The sequence below is a fragment of the Nonomuraea sp. NPDC052265 genome, assembly GCF_044547985.1.
Taxonomy (GTDB): Bacteria; Actinomycetota; Actinomycetes; order Streptosporangiales; family Streptosporangiaceae; genus Nonomuraea.
This window is the reverse complement of the sequence record NZ_JBIUBJ010000042.1, coordinates 1-17348: the sequence shown is the minus strand read 5'-3', so window position 1 is coordinate 17348 and position 17348 is coordinate 1. Positions and strand designations below refer to the sequence as shown.

Annotated in this window: 18 protein-coding genes and 1 riboswitch; of the genes, 12 read left to right on the top strand and 6 right to left on the bottom strand. The window is 70.1% G+C overall.

All coding sequences use genetic code 11. The features are described 5' to 3' along the window. Window positions 1-138 precede the first annotated feature (138 nt). The 5 genes from ACIHAD_RS47545 to ACIHAD_RS47525 all read left to right on the top strand — a co-directional run bounded on the left by ACIHAD_RS47545 (window position 139) and on the right by ACIHAD_RS47525 (window position 5872). On the top strand, window positions 139-1773 hold the full coding sequence (locus ACIHAD_RS47545; RefSeq protein ID WP_397361485.1) for an ABC transporter substrate-binding protein: 1635 nt from the start codon (window positions 139-141) through the stop codon (window positions 1771-1773). A 130-nt stretch (window positions 1774-1903) separates the two neighbouring features. Then, window positions 1904-2848 (top strand): ABC transporter permease, encoded by a 945-nt coding sequence (locus ACIHAD_RS47540; RefSeq protein ID WP_397361484.1) that lies wholly within the window; start codon window positions 1904-1906, stop codon window positions 2846-2848. Next, window positions 2841-3821: an ABC transporter permease gene (locus ACIHAD_RS47535; protein WP_397361483.1), complete on the top strand. Its 981-nt coding sequence runs from the start codon at window positions 2841-2843 to the stop codon at window positions 3819-3821. Before ACIHAD_RS47540 ends, ACIHAD_RS47535 begins: the two co-directional genes overlap by 8 nt. A gap of 13 nt (window positions 3822-3834) precedes the next feature. After that, window positions 3835-4872: an ABC transporter ATP-binding protein gene (locus ACIHAD_RS47530; protein WP_397361482.1), complete on the top strand. Its 1038-nt coding sequence runs from the start codon at window positions 3835-3837 to the stop codon at window positions 4870-4872. Beyond that, window positions 4856-5872, top strand: a complete 1017-nt coding sequence (locus ACIHAD_RS47525) for an ABC transporter ATP-binding protein (RefSeq protein WP_397361481.1) — start codon at window positions 4856-4858, stop codon at window positions 5870-5872. The genes ACIHAD_RS47530 and ACIHAD_RS47525 overlap by 17 nt, the downstream gene beginning before the upstream one ends. Window positions 5873-5910: 38 nt before the next feature. On the opposite strand, the gene ACIHAD_RS47520 is transcribed toward ACIHAD_RS47525, so the two are convergent. Genes ACIHAD_RS47520 through ACIHAD_RS47505 form a run of 4 tightly spaced genes read right to left on the bottom strand, consistent with a single transcriptional unit; the run spans window position 5911 to window position 9273 of the window. Next, on the bottom strand, window positions 5911-7098 hold the full coding sequence (locus ACIHAD_RS47520; protein WP_397361480.1) for a lipid-transfer protein: 1188 nt from the start codon (window positions 7096-7098) through the stop codon (window positions 5911-5913). Continuing rightward, the gene (locus ACIHAD_RS47515) at window positions 7095-7502 is read right to left on the bottom strand and encodes a Zn-ribbon domain-containing OB-fold protein (protein WP_397361479.1); all 408 of its coding nucleotides are present in this window, start codon (window positions 7500-7502) and stop codon (window positions 7095-7097) included. Before ACIHAD_RS47515 ends, ACIHAD_RS47520 begins: the two co-directional genes overlap by 4 nt. Window positions 7503-7528: 26 nt before the next feature. After that, on the bottom strand, window positions 7529-8713 hold the full coding sequence (locus ACIHAD_RS47510) for a S8 family serine peptidase (RefSeq protein WP_397361478.1): 1185 nt from the start codon (window positions 8711-8713) through the stop codon (window positions 7529-7531). Next, complete coding sequence (locus ACIHAD_RS47505) at window positions 8710-9273, bottom strand: hypothetical protein (RefSeq protein ID WP_397361477.1); 564 nt, start codon at window positions 9271-9273, stop codon at window positions 8710-8712. The genes ACIHAD_RS47510 and ACIHAD_RS47505 overlap by 4 nt, the downstream gene beginning before the upstream one ends. A gap of 378 nt (window positions 9274-9651) precedes the next feature. Here ACIHAD_RS47505 and ACIHAD_RS47500 point away from each other — a divergent pair, with 378 nt between their 5' ends. The 3 genes from ACIHAD_RS47500 (at window position 9652) to ACIHAD_RS47490 (ending at window position 11451) form a co-directional block, all read left to right on the top strand. After that, window positions 9652-9951 (top strand): DUF3263 domain-containing protein, encoded by a 300-nt coding sequence (locus tag ACIHAD_RS47500; RefSeq protein ID WP_397361476.1) that lies wholly within the window; start codon window positions 9652-9654, stop codon window positions 9949-9951. A gap of 39 nt (window positions 9952-9990) precedes the next feature. Continuing rightward, on the top strand, window positions 9991-10761 hold the full coding sequence (otsB, locus tag ACIHAD_RS47495; protein WP_397361475.1) for a trehalose-phosphatase: 771 nt from the start codon (window positions 9991-9993) through the stop codon (window positions 10759-10761). Between the two features lie 108 nt (window positions 10762-10869). Next, on the top strand, window positions 10870-11451 hold the full coding sequence (locus tag ACIHAD_RS47490) for a hypothetical protein (protein WP_397361474.1): 582 nt from the start codon (window positions 10870-10872) through the stop codon (window positions 11449-11451). Here the strand turns inward: ACIHAD_RS47490 and ACIHAD_RS47485 are convergent. Continuing rightward, window positions 11429-12613, bottom strand: a complete 1185-nt coding sequence (locus ACIHAD_RS47485; protein WP_397361473.1) for an MFS transporter — start codon at window positions 12611-12613, stop codon at window positions 11429-11431. The genes ACIHAD_RS47490 and ACIHAD_RS47485 overlap by 23 nt on opposite strands. A gap of 41 nt (window positions 12614-12654) precedes the next feature. After that, window positions 12655-14079 (bottom strand): trehalose-6-phosphate synthase, encoded by a 1425-nt coding sequence (locus ACIHAD_RS47480; RefSeq protein ID WP_397361472.1) that lies wholly within the window; start codon window positions 14077-14079, stop codon window positions 12655-12657. A 31-nt stretch (window positions 14080-14110) separates the two neighbouring features. Between ACIHAD_RS47480 and ACIHAD_RS47475 the strand changes: the two genes are divergently transcribed. The 4 genes from ACIHAD_RS47475 (at window position 14111) to ACIHAD_RS47460 (ending at window position 16878) form a co-directional block, all read left to right on the top strand. After that, window positions 14111-14665: an RNA polymerase sigma factor gene (locus ACIHAD_RS47475; RefSeq protein WP_189654051.1), complete on the top strand. Its 555-nt coding sequence runs from the start codon at window positions 14111-14113 to the stop codon at window positions 14663-14665. 80 nt (window positions 14666-14745) lie between these two features. Further along, window positions 14746-14886, top strand: a riboswitch (SAM riboswitch). Window positions 14887-14899: 13 nt separating this feature from the next. After that, on the top strand, window positions 14900-16132 hold the full coding sequence (gene thrC / locus ACIHAD_RS47470; RefSeq protein WP_397361471.1) for a threonine synthase: 1233 nt from the start codon (window positions 14900-14902) through the stop codon (window positions 16130-16132). A 25-nt stretch (window positions 16133-16157) separates the two neighbouring features. After that, entirely contained in the window at window positions 16158-16433 is a 276-nt protein-coding gene (locus tag ACIHAD_RS47465; protein ID WP_043633550.1) for a MoaD/ThiS family protein, read from the top strand. Window positions 16434-16677: 244 nt separating this feature from the next. After that, complete coding sequence (locus tag ACIHAD_RS47460; RefSeq protein WP_106250594.1) at window positions 16678-16878, top strand: cold-shock protein; 201 nt, start codon at window positions 16678-16680, stop codon at window positions 16876-16878. Window positions 16879-17348 lie beyond the last annotated feature (470 nt).

Here is a 17348-nt window from a genome sequence, read left to right as displayed (position 1 = left end):
GCGATCGACTGGCAGGGCGTCGGCTGGTTTGACCATGTCAGCCAAATCCGGGGGATACCAGGAACCCCCCGTCAGGCTGCTTACCATCACCGCAGCTCAGCGTCGTCGCCCACCTGTAGAGGGAGGATTTTTTTCACCATGCGTGTTACTAAGGGCGCACAGATCGTCGCCGGTACCGCGCTGCTCGCCCTCGCGGTTGCCGCGTGTGGCGGCGGTGCCTCGGACGGCGGCACTGCCGCGGGCGGCGGCGAAACGCCGGTCCGCATGGAGATCGGTGAGCCTCAGGAGCTCCTCAACCCGCTGAACACCACCGAGACCGAGGGCTCCGAAGTCCTCGCCGCGGTGTTCTCGCCGCTCGTCGAGTACGACGAGAACAAGCAGCCGGTTGAAGAGGCCGCTGAGTCGATCACCACCCAGGACAGCAAGGTCTGGACGATCAAGCTCAAGTCCGGCTACACCTGGCACGACGGCAAGCCGGTCACCGCGGCTGACTACGCGCGGGCCTGGAACTATGGCGCCAACCAGGACAACGCCATGAGCTCCTCCGCCTTCTTCTCGCGCATCGACGGCTTCGCCGACGTCCACCCGGGCGAGGGCAAGACGCCGACGGCCAAGGAGATGAAGGGCCTCAAGGCTGTCGACGACAGCACCCTTGAGGTGACGCTGTCCGCACCGTTCTCGCAGTTCAAGACGATGCTCGGGTACACCGCCTTCTACCCGCTGCCGGCCTCCGCGCTCGGCGCCGACGGCAAGGTGACCCAGGCCTACGGCGAGCAGCCGATCGGCCAGGGCCTCTTCAAGGTCGACAAGCCCTACAAGAAGGGCGGCGCGCAGACCATCGACATGACGGTCTACGACAAGTTCCCCGGCACCAAGCCGAAGAACTGGACCAAGCTGCAGTTCAAGATCTACAGCTCGGCCGAGACCGCCTTCCAGGACCTCCAGGCCGAGAACCTGGACGTGGACGACTCGCTGCCCGCCTCGGCGATCGCGACCGCCAAGTCCGTCCTCGGCGACCGTTACTTCGACGAGCCCGACGCCTCTGTCGGTTACATCGGCGTCCCGTTGAAGTACAACCCCGAGTTCAAGAACCCGGACGTGCGCAAGGCCATCTCCATGGCCATCGACCGCAAGACCATCACCGAGACGGTCTTCGCGGGCACCCGCGCCCCGGCCGACGACTTCATCAACCCGGCCATCCCCGGTTACCGTCAGGGCGCCTGCACGGCCTGCACGTACAACCCGGCCGAGGCGAAGAAGCTCTACGCCGACGCCAAGGGCCCGGCCAAGCTGGAGCTCGGCTACAACGGCGACGGCGGCCACAAGGAGTGGATCGAGGCCGTCGCCAACAACCTCCGCGCCAACCTGGGCATCGAGGTCACGCCGAAGCCGTTCGAGAACTTCAAGGCCATCCTGGACGACCTGGACGCCAAGAAGTACAAGGGCCTGTTCCGCATGGGCTGGTCGATCGACTACCCGTCGGCCGAGAACTACCTGACGCCGATCTTCGGCACCCAGGCCATCTCGACCGGCTCGAACTACGGCGGCTACGAGAACAAGGAGTTCGACGACATCGTCGCCAAGGGTGACCAGGCCGCCGACGCTGCCGAGGGCCTCAAGCTCTACCAGCAGGCCGACGACATCCTGATCAAGGACATGCCGTACATCCCGGTGTACTTCTACCGGAGCAACTTCGGACACTCCCCCAAGGTCAAGGGCGTCAAGCTGAACCTGCTCAACCAGGTTCAGTGGGCCGACATCGAGAAGGCCTGACGTCATTCGCCGGGCGGACGGCTCTTGCCGTCCGCCCGGCGGAGGACTGAGCTTGGAGGCAGTCACTAGGGGGCCGGGCAAACCGCGGCTACGAAGGTGACTGCCTCCACGCATGTACCGGAGGGCTTGAATGGGCCGTTATGTCATCAGGCGACTGCTGCAGGCGATACCCGTCCTGCTCGGCGCCACGCTACTCATCTTCGCGATCGTCTTCGCCCTGCCCGGCGACCCCATCCAGGCACTGGCGGGCGAGAAGCGCCTGGATCCGGCGGTGGCCGAGGTCCTGCGCGACCAATACCACCTGAACGATCCGCTGCTGCTGCAGTACTGGTACTACCTCAGCGGCGTGCTCCTGCACGGGGACTTCGGAACCACCTTCTCCAGGATCCCGGTCTCGCAGCTCATGGCCGGCAAGTTCCAGGTCACGCTGAACCTCGCGCTGACGGCTCTCGTCATGGAGGCCATCATCGGCGTCGGCCTCGGCCTGTGGGCGGCGCTGCGCCGCGGCAGGGCCTCCGACACCGCCATCCTCGCCTCGACGCTGCTGCTGATCTCCGTCCCCACTCTGGTGACGGGCTTCGTGCTGCAGCTCGTGCTCGGAGTCAAGCTCAAGCTGTGGACGGGGAGCGACATCTTCCCCGTGGCGGGCATCTCGGCCGGGTTCCGCAGCTACCTGCTGCCCGGTTTCGTGCTCGCCGGCACGTCGATCGCCTACCTCACCAGGCTGACGCGGACGAGCCTGGTGGAGACGCTGCGTGCCGACTACATCCGCACGGCGACCGCCAAGGGTCTGTCCAAACGCCGCGTCATCGGCAGGCACGGACTCCGCAACGCGCTGATCCCGCTGGTCACCTACCTCGGCGCCGACCTCGGGAACCTGATGGGCGGCGCGGTCATCACGGAGACGATCTTCAACCTGCCGGGCATCGGCAACCAGCTGTTCCAATCGATCCTGCTGCGTGAACAACCGGTCGTCGTGGGCATCGTGACCGTGCTGGTGCTGATCTACATCCTGGCCAACCTGGTCGTCGACATGTTGTACGCAGTGCTCGACCCGAGGATCCGCTATGAGTAACGAAGCAAACGTCGGGCCCATGCTGCCGGAAGCGAAGTCGCTGGTCACGGAGGTCCCGGCGGCACCGTCCCCCGAGAAGCAGGGCAAGCGCGGGAAGCAGAAGCAGGAGAAGCCGGCCAGCCTGTGGACCGACGCCTGGTACGACCTGCGCCGCCGGCCGATGTTCATCATCTCCGCGGTGCTGATCGCGATCCTGCTGGTCATGGCGTTCTGGCCGTCGTTGTTCACCTCGATCGACCCGACCAACGCCCAGACCTGCGACCTGTCCACCGCCCGGCAGCTTCCCAGCGTGGGGCACCCGTTCGGCAAGGACAGCCAGGGCTGTGACGTGTTCGCCAGGACGATCTACGGCGCCCGCAACTCGATCGTGATCGGCGTGACGACCACGATCCTCACCATGATCGTGGGCGGTCTGCTCGGCCTCTTCGCCGGCTTCCGCGCCGGCGTGATCGACTCGGTCTCCTCCCGGGTCACCGAGATCTTCTTCGCCATCCCGCCGATCCTGGGCGCCCTGCTGATCGCCGCCACCTTCCGTGACAGCGGCATCAACAGCATCCTGCTGGTCATCGCGGCCCTGGCGGTGCTCGGATGGCCGATGGTGTTCCGCATCATGCGGGCGTCGGTGATCACGGCCAAGAGCCAGGACTTCGTGGTCGCCGCGCGCGCGGTGGGCGCGGGCCAGTGGCGGATCATGTTCAAGCACCTGCTGCCGAACTCGCTGGCGCCGGTGATCGTGGTCAGCACGATCAACCTCGGCGGCTACATCGCGGCGGAGGCGGCGCTGTCGTTCCTCGGGGTCGGCGTGCAGTCGCCGGACATCTCGTGGGGCCTCATGATCGCCGACGCCCGGCCGCGGTTCCTCGACGCGTCGCTGCCGCTGTTCTTCCCGGCCTTGTTCCTGAGCGTCACGGTGCTCGCGTTCATCATGCTGGGCGACGCCGTGCGCGACGCTCTCGACCCGAAGCTCAGGTAGAAGGGGGGATCAAGTGAAGAAGACGTCGACAGACGTGTTGCCCGCCGAGGGAGGGCTGGGCAACGAACCGCTGCTCGCGGTGGACAACCTGCACGTGGAGTTCCGTACGCGTCAGGGCGTCGTGCGCGCGGTGAACGGCGTGAGCTACACGGTCAACCCCGGTGAGACGCTGGCGGTGCTCGGCGAGTCCGGTTCGGGCAAGTCCGTGACCGCTCAGGCGATCATGGGCATCCTGGACATGCCGCCGGCCGTCATCCCCAAGGGCGAGATCCGCTTCAAGGGCACCGACCTGCTCAAGCTCTCGGAGGACGCCCGCACCCAGGTGCGCGGCCAGCGCATCGCGATGGTCTTCCAGGACGCCCTCTCGGCGCTCAACCCGGTGTTCACCGTGGGCTGGCAGATCAGCGAGATGTTCCGGGTCCACCGCGGCATGTCCAAGCGCGACGGCGTGAACAAGGCCATCGAGCTGATGGACAAGGTCCGCATCCCGGCCGCCCGGCAGCGCGTCAACGACTATCCGCACCAGTTCTCGGGCGGCATGCGGCAGCGCATCATGATCGCGATGTCCATCGCGCTCGACCCCGAGGTGCTGATCGCGGACGAGCCGACCACCGCGCTGGACGTGACGGTCCAGGCGCAGATCATGGAACTGCTGGCCGAGCTGCAGCGCGAGAGCCAGATGGGCATGATCCTGATCACGCACGACCTGGGCGTCGTGGCGGACGTGGCCGACAAGATCTCGGTCATGTACGCCGGCCGGATCGTGGAGAACGCCCCGGTGCACGACATCTACCGGGCGCCGGGGCATCCGTACACGAAGGGCCTGCTGGAGTCCATCCCCCGGGTGGACCTCAAGGGCCAGGAACTGTACGCGATCAAGGGTCTGCCGCCCAACCTGCTCGACCTGCCGAGCGGATGCGCGTTCAACCCGCGGTGCCCGTACCGGCAGGACAACTGCGTGACCAGCGCCCCCCAGCTCTACGAGATCAGCGGCACGCGTGGCAGCGCCTGCCACTACTGGAGGGAGGTCCTCGATGGCGAGCAGCAGTGAGCGCATCCTCGAGGTTCGCGACCTGGTCAAGCACTTCCCCCTGACCCAGGGCATCGTCCTCAAGAAGCAGATCGGCGCGATCAAGGCCGTGGACGGCGTGTCGTTCGACCTGAACAGGGGCGAGACGCTGGGCATCGTGGGCGAGTCGGGCTGCGGCAAGTCCACGCTGGCCAAGGTGCTGATGGCGCTGGAGCGGCCCACCTCGGGCTCGGTGAAGATCAACGGCAAGGACATCGCCAAGGCCAGGGGCGGCGACCTGAAGCGTATGCGCCGCAACATCCAGATGGTGATGCAGGACCCGTACACCTCGCTGAACCCCCGGATGACCGTCGGCGACATCATCGGCGAGCCGTACGAGATCCACACGGAGGTGGCGCCCAAGGGCGACCGCCGCCGCAAGGTGCAGGAGCTGCTGGAGGTCGTCGGGCTCAACCCCGACCACATCAACCGCTACCCGCACCAGTTCTCGGGCGGCCAGCGGCAGCGCATCGGCATCGCCCGCGGCCTGGCGCTGCAGCCGGAGATCATCGTCTGCGACGAGCCCGTCTCGGCGCTGGACGTGTCGATCCAGGCCCAGGTGATCAACCTGCTGGAGCGGCTGCAGAACGAGTTCAACCTGGCCTACATCTTCATCGCCCATGACCTGTCGGTGGTCCGCCACATCTCCGACCGGGTGGGCGTGATGTACCTGGGCAAGTTCGTCGAACTCGGCAAGGACATCGAGATCTACGACAAGCCCGCTCATCCGTACACGCAGGCGCTGCTGTCGGCGGTGCCGGTTCCCGACCCCGAGGGCCGGGAGCAGCGCGAGCGGATCATCCTCCAGGGCGACCCGCCCTCGCCCGCCAACCCGCCGTCGGGGTGCCGCTTCCGCACCCGGTGCTGGAAGGCGCAGGAGATCTGCGCGGTGGAGGAGCCGTTGCTGCAGATCCGGACGGGGACCGGGCACGAAAGTGCCTGTCACTTCGCCGAGACGCACGACGTGGTCCACGCGGGATGACCTGAAGGCCCTCCGGGAGAGCATCCCGGAGGGCTTTCTCACGTGGTGGCCACGATCGCCGAGCCGTGGCCGAACAGCCCCTGGTTGACCGCCAGGCCGACGCGCGCGCCCGGCACCTGGCGCGCGCCCGCCGCCCCGCGCAGCTGGTATGTCAGCTCGCACAGCTGCGCGATCGCCTGGGCCGGGATCGCCTCGCCGAAGGAGGCCAGGCCGCCCGACGGGTTGACCGGCACCCGGCCGCCGAGCGCGGTCTCGCCCGCCCGCAGCAGCTTGTCCGCCTCGCCCGGCGGGCACAGGCCGACGTCCTCGACCCAGTCCAGCTCCAGGGCGGTGGACAGGTCGTACACCTCGGCGAAGGAGACGTCCTCGGGGCCCAGGCCGGCCTCCTCGTAGGCCGCGTGCGCGATCGCGGCCCTGAACGGCCTCTCCGGCGCGGGAACGGCGGCGCAGGAGTCGGTGGCGAAGTTCGGCAGTTCCAGGACCGCGTTGGGGAAGGTCGGTGTCACCGTGGAGACGGCCGCCAGTCGTACCGGGGCCGTCGCGCCGAGACGCCTGGCGTACTCCTGCGAGGCCAGCACGACCGCGGCGCCGCCGTCGGAGGTGGCGCAGATGTCCATCAGGCGCAGCGGGTCGGCGACCATGGGCGAGGCGAGCACCTCCTCCGCCGTGACCGGGGCGCGGTAGCGAGCCATGGGGTTGAGCGAGCCGGCGCGCGCGTTCTTGACCTTGACGGCGGCGAAGTCGTCGCCGGTGGAGCCGTACAGGGCCATGCGGCGGCGCGCGTAGAGGCCGAAGTAGGCGGGGTTGGCGGCGCCGAGGAGGCGGAAGCGCAGCCAGTCGGGGTCGTCGTGCCGGTCGCCGCCGACGGGCTTGAAGAAGCCCTTGGGGGTGGAGTCGGCGCCCACCACGAGCGCCACGTCGCACAGCCCGGCCATGATCCTGGTACGCGCGATGTCCACAGCCTGGGCCCCCGACGCGCAGGCCGCGTAGCAGGAGGCGATCCTGGCGCCCGTCCAGCCGAGCGCCTGGGCGTAGGTCGCGCCGGCGACGAAGCCCGGGTAGCCGTTCCTGATCGTGTCGGCCCCCACCACGTACTGGACGTCGGTCCAGGCCACGCCGGCGTCGCGGAGGGCGGCGCGGGCCGCGGCGACGCCGTACTCGACGAAGGGACGCCCCCACTTGCCCCACGGGTGCATGCCCGCGCCCAGCACCACCACCGCGCTCACGAGGCCCGCCCCCACATCCACACCAGCGGGCCGTCGGCCAGCGGCCCGTGGACGAGCTCCAGCTCCATGCCCACCTCCAGGTCGCCGGCCGTGAGGTCCTTGACCTGGCCGAGCACCACCAGCCCCGCGCCGTCGAGCTCGACGGCGGCCAGCGTGACCGGCCGGTACGGCCGCGCCGCCACGTACGGCTCCGGCGGCGGGTAGCAGGCGTCGGTGTAGGACCAGACCCGCCCGCGCCGCGGCAGCCGGGTCTCGGCCGTCTCCTCGCCCTCGCAGCGCGGGTTGCGGCACAGGCCCCGCTGGGGCGGGAAGGCGACGGTCCCGCAGGTCAGGCAGGTGGTGCCGAGGAGGTGGGTGGTGCCGTCCCCGTCGATGGCGAACCAGCCGTCGATCGCTAAGGTCATAGCCAGGAGTATCACACAAGCGCTTGCTAGGGTGAATCCCTCCGGCGTCTTCGCCGGGTCGCGACCACCCGCGCCGACATGGCCGCCGCCAGCACCACCATCCCGGCCACCACCGGCGCCCTGGAGGCGGGCGGCACGGCCGGCCCCCGCCCGAAGTACGGGCCGGGCCGGGCGGCCGGTGAGGCCGTTCCGTGCGCCAGCCGCCGGGCCTCCCGCAGGGCGAGCGGCGCGTCGGCCACCCCGTGCCCGTAGGCGGGGCTGTAGCCGCCGGGAGGCCGTTTCCTGGCGCCGCGCTCGATGGCCATGCGCACGTGGTACGGCGACAAACCCGGATGGGCCGACCGCACCAGGGCCGCCACGCCCGCGACCATGGCCGCCGCCGAGCTGGTGCCGTCGCCCACCACGTACCCGCTGCCGCCGTCGGCCGTGACGACGTCGGTGCCCGGCGCGACCACCGACAGGTAGTCCTGGCGGTTGGAGAAGGGGGTCACCCTGAGCCGCCGGTCCACCGCGCCCACGGCGATCACGCCCGGGTAGGCGGCCGGGAAGTTCTTCCTGTTGGCCGTGTCGCCGTCGTTGCCCGCCGAGGCCACCAGGACCACGCCGCGGGTGATCGCGTACTGCACGGCCTCCTCCTCGGCCGCCGAGCCCTCCCACGCGCCGCTGCCGCCGCCCAGGGACATGCTGATGACGTCCGCGCCGTGGTCGACGGCGTACCTGATGCCCTCGGCCAGGGCGTCGCGGCGGCCGGCGCGCCGCTCGGCGCGCAGCGGGTCGGTGTTCTCCAGCGTGACCCTGATCGACAACACCCGCGCCGCGGGGGCCACGCCGACCACGCCCTCCCCGCGCCCCTCGCCGTGCCCGCGGCCGGCGATCAGGCCGGCCATGGCGGTGCCGTGGTGCCCCCACAGGCGCGGGGGCGCGCCGGTCAGGTCGGGGCCCTGGGTCACGATGCCCCGCAGGTCGGGGTGGCGGCCGTTCACCCCGGTGTCCAGCACGGCCACCAGTACGCCCGCGCCTCTGCTCTCCCGCCACGCCTCGGGCAGGCGCAGGGCCCGGAGTTGCCACTGCCGGGCCCGCGCGGCGGCGCCCACGCCGCCGGAGGCGCTCGGCGACGCCGTCGTCCGCACGTCGTCGGTGGCGCTCGACGCCACGCCCGCGACCCCGGCCGCCAGGACCAGGGCCGGCAGCAGGGACGCGAGCACCCTCATCGGGTCAGCGCCCGGTGCAGCGCCACGGCGAGCTGCCGCGCGGCGCCGCGCAGCCGCGGCGCTGAACGGTCGCCCGGCCGGTACGCCCGCCCGTCGGCGTACCCCGCGGCCGTCGCCACCAGGTAGGGGTCGCCGGACCCGACCAGCGCCCCGGTGAAGTACTGCCGCTCGCCGAACCGCTCGGCCGGGCCGCCGGGGAAGGCGACGGGCCGCACGGTGGCCGGGCGCACCCCGCCGTACGGGCCGGGGCGCGGCGCGTCGAGCACGGCGATCCCGACGGTGGCCACGTACGTCTGGGTGCTGTCGGCGTACGTGGCCCGCAGCGCGGTCAGGCAGCCGGGCCGCACCGCGGCGGGCTGGAAGGCCACCGGGCACGGCGCCTCGGGGGCCACGCCCGCCAGCACGTACGTCACCCTGGCCCCCGACGGGCTGACGCCGGGAACGGCCAGGGGGAAGATCCGCGCCACCGGCCAGGCGTGCCAGCGCTCCGGCACGGGCGCGTCTGCCTGCGGCCAGAACACGGACAGGATGGAGAGCAGCACGACGGACAGTTGGTACACGTCAACCTCGAACGGGAGGGGAGGGACGCCCGATCTGCCGTGCATTCTGGCACGCGGCCGATGATTCGTTCCGACGCTTCGGTAAACAGCCCGATACGCGGAGTAATTGATGTTATGCGGCTATTCGCCCTAGTGTGTAGGAGAAAGTCGGACATGTGCCCCAGGCGGCGGCCCGTGCGCCGCCCACGCCGCCGTGGCAGGCGGCCACATGGCCGTCTTCGAGCCCGTGGTCCGTCAGGAACGTGATGACTGGGGTCACATTTGGGGACGGTACGTCCGGCAATCCGCCGTGAACGGCCGCACATCGCACATTACGATTGGCCACGGGCCGCGAAGCGTGCGATGTGATCGTCGCACGCCCCTTCCGAGGAGGACATCATGGGAGCACCGCTCAGCGGTGACAGTGCTGCCCAGGAACCGTCCAGACCACCCCTCACCGACCGCGATCTCGAACTCCTCGCCTTCGAACGCCAATGGTGGCGTTACGCGGGCGCCAAGGAGCAGGCCATCAAGGAGACCTTCGGGTTCTCCGCCACCCGCTACTACCAGTTGCTCGGCGAGCTGATCGACAGACCCGAGGCGCTGGAGCAGGACCCGATGCTGGTCAAACGGTTGCGAAGGTTGCGCTCCACCCGTCAGCGTGACCGTGCGGCGAGACGGCTCGGCATGCGCCCCTGACCGGCTGGGTACGGCAGCCGCGTGAGGAACATCCCTGGAATGGAAGCGATTCTCAAAGATCCGTCCGGCGCCGTGATCGGGCTCGACTTCGACGGAACCCTGTCGCCGATCGTGCCCGATCCCGCCTCCGCCAAGATCCACCCCGAGGCCCCCGCCGTGCTCGCCGAACTGGGCGCCCACGTCGGCGCCGTGGCCATCGTGACCGGCAGGCCGGCGGCCACCGCGCTCGAACTCGGGCCCGGCCTGGCCGACGTGCCGGGTCTCGTGGTGCTCGGCCACTACGGCTTCGAGCGGTGGGAGCACGGACGCGTCTCGGCGCCGCCGCCGCCACCCGGCGTGCCGCGCGTCCGGGCCGAGCTGCCGCTGCTGCTCGACTCGCTCGGGCTGCACGGCGTGACGATCGAGGACAAGGGCCGGGCGGTGGCCGTGCACACCCGGCGCGCCCCCGACCCCGAGGGCGCGCTCGCCGCGCTGCGCGCGCCGCTGGCCGAGCTGGCCCGCGAGCACGGCCTGGTGATCGAGCCCGGACGCATGGTCCTGGAGCTGCGCCCGCCCGGCATGGACAAGGGCCATGCGCTCGGGCTGTTCCTGGCCGAGCGGGACGCCAGGTCCGTCATGTTCGTCGGCGACGACCTCGGCGACCTGGCCGCCTTCGAGGCCGTACGCGCCTCGGGGCTGCCGGGCGTGACCGTGTGCAGCGGCTCGGCCGAGGTGACCGCGCTGGCCGAACGGGCCGACATCGTGGTCGACGGGCCCGACGGCGTGGTGGCGCTGCTGCGGGAGCTGACGACGGCCTTCAGCCGTCCCTGAGCTCAGCCGTTCGTGAGCCGGCTCGCGGCCTTCGCCGTCTTCGAGCCGGCTCGCGGCTTTCAGTCGTTCGTGATCGGGCTGCAAGTGGCGGGCCCTACGTTGGTGCGCATGTCAAGACGATCTCTCGCCGTCGCCGCCGCCTCGGCCGCGACCCTGGCGGCCGTGCTCGCCGTGCCCGGGGCCGCCTCCGCCGCCCCCGCCCAGCAGCTCAAGCTGCGCGGCGGCCTGACGCTCTACATCCCGATCGAGTGGGTGGTCCACCGTCAGGGCGCCGACTACGTGCAGGTGGTCACCGGCCGTTGCGCCAAGCCGCAGGGCTGGGGCTCGCCCGAGTGCGACGCGTTCTACATCCTCGGCCCCGACGCCATCAAGCGGGGCGCGGAGGGCTTCGGGCCCTACACGGGCAAGAACCCGTACTATCCGGCCAGTGACGTGCAGCCCTGCCCGTTCAACCGGAAGTGGGGCGAGGTCATCGGCCCCAAGGTCACCAGGGGCTACCGGCAGATGGGGGCCGGGCACAAGGCCGCCTACAACGCCTGGCAGGCCAAGTGCGTCAGCTACTCGGGCAACGGCGTGAAGGCCCGCTTCACGCAGCGCGAGTGGTACCTGCCGAAGAGCCGGATCCTCGTCGTGGACCAGTGGGACACGCCCGGCCTGGCCGACACGCTCAAGTACGCCGACTGGAGATGAGCACCCCGGCGACCGCGAGGCCGATGATCACGGGCACCAGCAGGAACGCGGTCCCGGTGCCGTAGCCGTCGGCCAGCGAGCCGAGCAGCAGCGGGCCGACCGCCATGGCGGCGCCCGCCCACACGGGCGAGGCGGCCGCCGCCCGGTCCGCCCGGTCGCCGGAGGTGGCGATCAGCGAGCTCAGCGCGAGCGGGAACTGCAGCGACGCGCCCAGCCCGCTCAGCGCCAGCCCCGCGTACGACAGCACCGGCGCGCCGCTCGTCCAGAACAGCAGCCAGCCGAGTGCCATCAGGCCCAGAGCGCCGATGAGCAGCGGCGTGGCCGGCAGCCGCAGCGCGAGCTGCGCCCCCGCGAACCTGCCCGCCGCCATGCCGCTGACGAACGCCGTCAGCCCGGTCGCCGCGACGGCCGTCGTCACACCCGTCCTGAGGGCGAACAGGTCGGCGGCCCACAGGTTGAACGAGAACTCCAGGGCCACGCAGCAGAACAGCACGGCCCCGGCCAGGTGGAAGCGCCACCAGCCGCCCTCCCGCGCCGGGACGCCCTCCCCGGTGACCACGTCGCCCGCCCCTCCGGCGGCCTGCCGGGGCACGGGCCAGGTGCGGCCCAGCGCCAGCGCGAGCAGGGCGCTGACGGCCGGGGTGACCAGCAGGGCGGCCCGCCAGCCGAGCGCGCTCTGCGCCACCTGGCTCAGCACGAACGTCGCCACCATCCCCACCAGCACGCCCACGGCGTTGGCCTCGCTGAGCGCGGCCGGTCCCGCGGGCCCGTGGTGGTCGCTGAGCTCGGCCATCGCCGCGTAGAGCATGACCGAGCCGAAGCCGCCGGCCACGCCGTAGCCCAGCAGCGTCAGGGGCAGCGCGGAGGTGGCCATGACCAGCAGCACGCCGGCGTTCATCCCGGCCAGGCCGAACCAGCACGTCGCGCGCCGGCCGAGGAGTCTGGTGAGCAGGGGGAGCGCGAGGCCGGCCCCGACCGTGCCGAGCGCCATGGCGGTGCCGTGCAGCCCGGCGACGGTGGCCGTGGTGCGCTGGTCGGCGCGCAGGAGCGGCAGGGCGGCGCTCAGGCCGTACACGAACGTGGCGAACGTGCCGAGCAGGAAGTAGATCAGCCAGGTCGGGCGGTCTCGGACGAGTCGGATGGGCACTGAGACCGTCGACACCCGGCAGCCTCCGTCATTGGCAGTGAACCCGACTTCTCATGTTAAAGCAGGGCGTCGAGTTGGGATTCCAGCCATTTGTGCGGCGGCAGCGCGGTGGCCGCCTCGTGCAGCCGGTCGCGGCGGCGCCTGCGCTCGTCCTCGGGCATCACCAGCGCCTCGTGCAGCGCGTCCGCCGTGCCGCTCACGTCGTAGGGGTTGACCACCAGCGCGTACGGCCCCAGCTCGGCCGCCGCCCCCGCCTCGCGCGAGAGCACCAGGGCGCAGCGCGGCGACAGGACGGGCCCCTCCTTGGCCACCAGGTTCATGCCGTCGCGGATGGGGTTGACCAGCAGCACGTCCGCCAGCCGGTACGCGGCCAGCGAGCGCGGGTAGTCGTCGTCGACGTTGAGGATGACCGGGTCCCAGTCCTCGGTGGCGTACTCGTCCTCGATCTCGCGTGCGCAGCGCTGCACCGACGCGGTGTACTCGCGGTATTCGGGCAGGTCGTGCCGGCTCGGGTAGGCGAAGGCCAGGTGGACCACCTTGCCGTGCCACTCCGGATGGGCGGCCAGGAACTCCCGGTAGGCCAGCAGCCCGCGCACGATGTTCTTGGACAGCTCGGTGCGGTCGATGCGGACGATCAGCCGGCGCCCGGCCACCTGCTCGGCGAGCGCGGCCATGTGCGACTCGACGTCGGGCTCGCAGGCCCGCGCCCACAGCGCCGCGCCGTCCACGCCCAGGCTGTGCACGCCGACGCGGGTCTGCCTGCCCTCGTGGGTGACCGTGCGGGCCGCGCGGTCCACCCGCGCGCCCAGCAGCGCCTCGCAGCAGTCCATGAACGCCGCCGCCCACCGCGCGGTGAGGAAGCCCGCGTGGTCGGCCCCCAGGATGCCGTCCAGGACCTCTCTGGTCACCGCGTCGGGCAGCAGGGAGAAGTACTCCGGGGGCGCCCACGGCGTGTGGCTGAAATGGGCGATGCGCAGGTCGGGGCGCTCGGCGCGGAGCATCGCCGGGGTGAGCGTCAGATGGTAGTCCTGGACCATCACGCGCGCGCCGTGCCCGGCCTCCTCGGCCAGCGCCAGCGCGAACGCGCCGTTGTAGTCGCGGTAGGACTCCCACTCGCGCCGGAACTTGGTGCCGAAGCTGGGGGAGTTGGGGATGTCGTACAGCAGGTGGTTGACGAACCACAGGGTCGAGTTGGCCACGGCGTTGTAGGCGCGGTGGAAGGTGGCCGCGGGGATGTCCAGCATCCGCAACGCGCCCGTGTCGTAGCCCGTCCGGTCGAGCCGGCCCCCCGGAGCCAGGCGTACGGCGCTGCGGTCGCCGTCGGACAGCGCGGCGCACACCCACAGCACGCCGTGCTCCTTGGCCACCCCCGACAGGCCCGAGACCAGGCCCCCACCACCGCGTTTCATGGTCAGCTCACCGTCGTCGTCGACGGTGAAGGAGACCGGCCCGCGGTTGGACGCCACGAGAACGCTGTTCATTTGGGCTCCCTTCGCCCATAGGATCCCAGCTATGGCGCTAGATGAGCTAACCGAGGAACTCGCCCGCTCGGCCGCGGCCGGAGACCATCGCGCGCTCGGCGAGCTCCTGGCCAGGATCGAGCCTGACGTGATGCGCCACTGCGCCCGGATCCTGCCCTATCACCAGGACGCGGAAGAAGCCTCGCAGGACACGCTGCTGGCCGTGGCGCGCAACATCGGGCGGTTCGAGGGGCGGGCCAGGTTCAGCACCTGGCTGCACATCGTGACCGCCAACTGCGCGCGCACCACGTACCGGTCGCTGAAGCGCAGGGCCGCCGAGCAGACGTCGGAGGAGCTGCCGATGCAGAAGCCGGACGCGCGGCGGGTCAGCGTGATCGCCGGCTCGCGGCTCGACCTGCTCGACGCGATGGAGGCGCTGGAGGCCGACAAGCCCGACCTGGCCCAGGCGCTGGTGCTGCGCGACATCGTCCAGCTCGACTACAACGAGGTGGCCGAGCAGCTCAACATCCCGCTCGGCACGGCCAAGTCCCGCATCCACCAGGCCCGCAAGTACGTGCAGGGGGTCCTCGGGGAGGACTATCGGTGAGACGTGCCCTCTCGCATCGTGAGACAGGTGGTTGTTTCCACCACTTGAGAAGGTAGAGTCCTTTTCGAACAACTGAATATTGCTCATCCAGAGGGGTGGAGGGACCGGCCCTGCGAAGCCCCGGCAACCCTCCCGGCTTGTGCTCGCGACCTGGCGAGGCCGACCGGGACAAGGTGCCAATTCCGGTTCGCGGTCAAGGTGGCCGCGGGCGAAGATGAGGGAAGGCCTCGCTTCATGTCGCTCGACTTTGGTCCTGCCGTCGCTCTGTCCTGCCGCGAGTGCGGCACGCGCTACCCCCTGGGCCCCAGCTTCGCCTGTCTGGAGTGTTTCGGGCCGCTCGAAGCGGCCTACTCCTTCGGCCAGGTGACCCGCGCGGACATCGAGTCCGGCCCCGCCAACATCTGGCGCTACCGCTCCCTGCTCCCGGTCCCCGCCGACGTGGCGAGCAAGCCCAACATGAACCCGGGCTGGACGAAGCTGGTCAAGGCCGGCAACCTCGGCAAGGCGCTCGGCATCCGGTCCCTGTTCGTGAAGGACGACTCGGGCAACCCCACCCACTCCTTCAAGGACCGCGTGGTCGCCATCGCCGTCGAGGCGGCCAGGAACTTCGGTTTCCACACGCTCTCCTGCTCCTCCACGGGCAACCTCGCCGGCGCGGTCACCGCCGCCGCCGCGCGGGCCGGCCTCGACGCGTGCGTGTTCATCCCGGCCGACCTCGAAGCGGCCAAGATCGCCATGGCCCGCGTGTTCGGCGGCCGGCTGATCGGGATCGACGGCACCTACGACGAGGTCAACCGGTTCTGTTCCGAGCTGATCGGTGACCCGCTGGGCGAGAGGTGGGGGTTCGTCAACGTCAACCTGCGGCCGTACTACGCCGAGGGGTCCAAGACGCTCGCGTACGAGATCGCCGAGCAGCTCGGCTGGCGGTTGCCGGAGCAGATCGTCATCCCCATCGCCTCGGGCTCCCAGCTCACGAAGATCGACAAGGGGTTCAAGGAGCTGATCGCGCTCGGGCTGGTCGAGGACACGCCGTACAAGGTGTTCGGGGCGCAGGCGGCCGGGTGCTCGCCGGTCTCGACGGCGTACAAGGCGGGGCACGACGTGGTCCAGCCGGTCAAGCCGGACACGATCGCCAAGTCGCTGGCCATCGGCAACCCCGCCGACGGGCCGTACGTGCTGGACATCGCCCGGCGTACCGGCGGGGGCGTCGAGGACGTCACCGACCCGGAGATCGTCGCCGCGATCAGGCTCCTGGCCTCCACCGAGGGCATCTTCGCCGAGACCGCGGGCGGCGTCACGGTGGGCGTGCTGAAGAAGCTCGTCGAGACGGGCAGGCTCGACCCCGAGGCCGAGACCGTGGTCCTCAACACCGGCGACGGCCTCAAGACGCTCGACGCGATCAGCGACGACGCGCGGCCCACCGCCGTGATCCGGCCCTCGCTCGACGCGTTCCGCGCGACTGTCTGACAATCCAGGAAAGGCAACAAAAACCATGAGCGTTTCTGTGCGGATTCCCACCATTCTGCGCACTTACACCGGGGGTAACGCCGAGGTGAGTGGCGAAGGGGCGACTCTTCGTGACGTTCTCGCCAAGCTCGACTCCGACTACCCGGGGATCGGCGCGAGAATTCTGGATGAATCGGGCAAGATTCGTCGTTTTGTCAACGTATACGTTGGTGAAGAGGATGTCCGTTTCGCCGAGGGGTTGGACACTCCCGCCCCTGAAGGCACTCAGATCTCCATCATCCCTGCCGTCGCGGGCGGCTGACCGCCGGACCTCCGACTCTTGAAGGCGCCCCTTGTGGGCGCCTTCTTGTTTTGGAACCCAATTCAACCTCGAACGACTCAGCCTTCGAGGAAATTAGCGGTTTGTCGGTTGACTCTGTTGCCAAACCCCGTGCCACAGGTATGGTCGAGGGCGATCGTCTGGCTGATTTTCCCAAAAGTCATGCGATTACAGGTCTCGCGGAGGAATGGGCGAGATCTGCGAGGCCCAGTAAGAGGAGTCGGAAGTGGCGCAGGGCACCGTCAAGTGGTTCAACGCGGACAAGGGCTACGGCTTCATCGCGGTAGACGGTGGTAAGGATGTATTCGTCCATTACTCAGCGATCATGATGGATGGGTATCGCTCTCTCGAACAGGGACAGCGCGTCGAGTTCGAGATCACGCAGGGCCAGAAGGGGCCGCAGGCGGAGTCGGTCCGCACGGTCTGATTCACCATCGCTGGTATGCACCAGGTGGGACGCGCGGCAGCGCAGTCCGCGTGAGCCCGCCACTGTTTCCTCCGTCGACTTCGCACGGCGGGCCGCACCTCCGGGGCGGCTCGCCGTACGAACCGGTGTGCCCGATGACCTGCCCGATGACCTGGGGCAGGGGGCCTGTGGCTTGCACTCGGCAGGGTAGAGTGCTAAACAGTTCGTTGGCACTCTGTGTGGCAGAGTGCCAACAACCCGGATCGAGACGATGGGGTCTGCCGCACGGAGATGCAGACCCATGCCGTCGCGGGCGTCGGCTCGGTCCAGCACACGCCACCCTGCATCTGGGAGGTCTAGCCTTATGGCAGCCAAGATGATCGCGTTTGACGAGGACGCCCGGCGCGGTCTCGAGCGCGGTATGAACCAGCTCGCCGACGCCGTCAAGGTGACCTTGGGCCCCAAGGGGCGCAACGTCGTGCTGGAGAAGA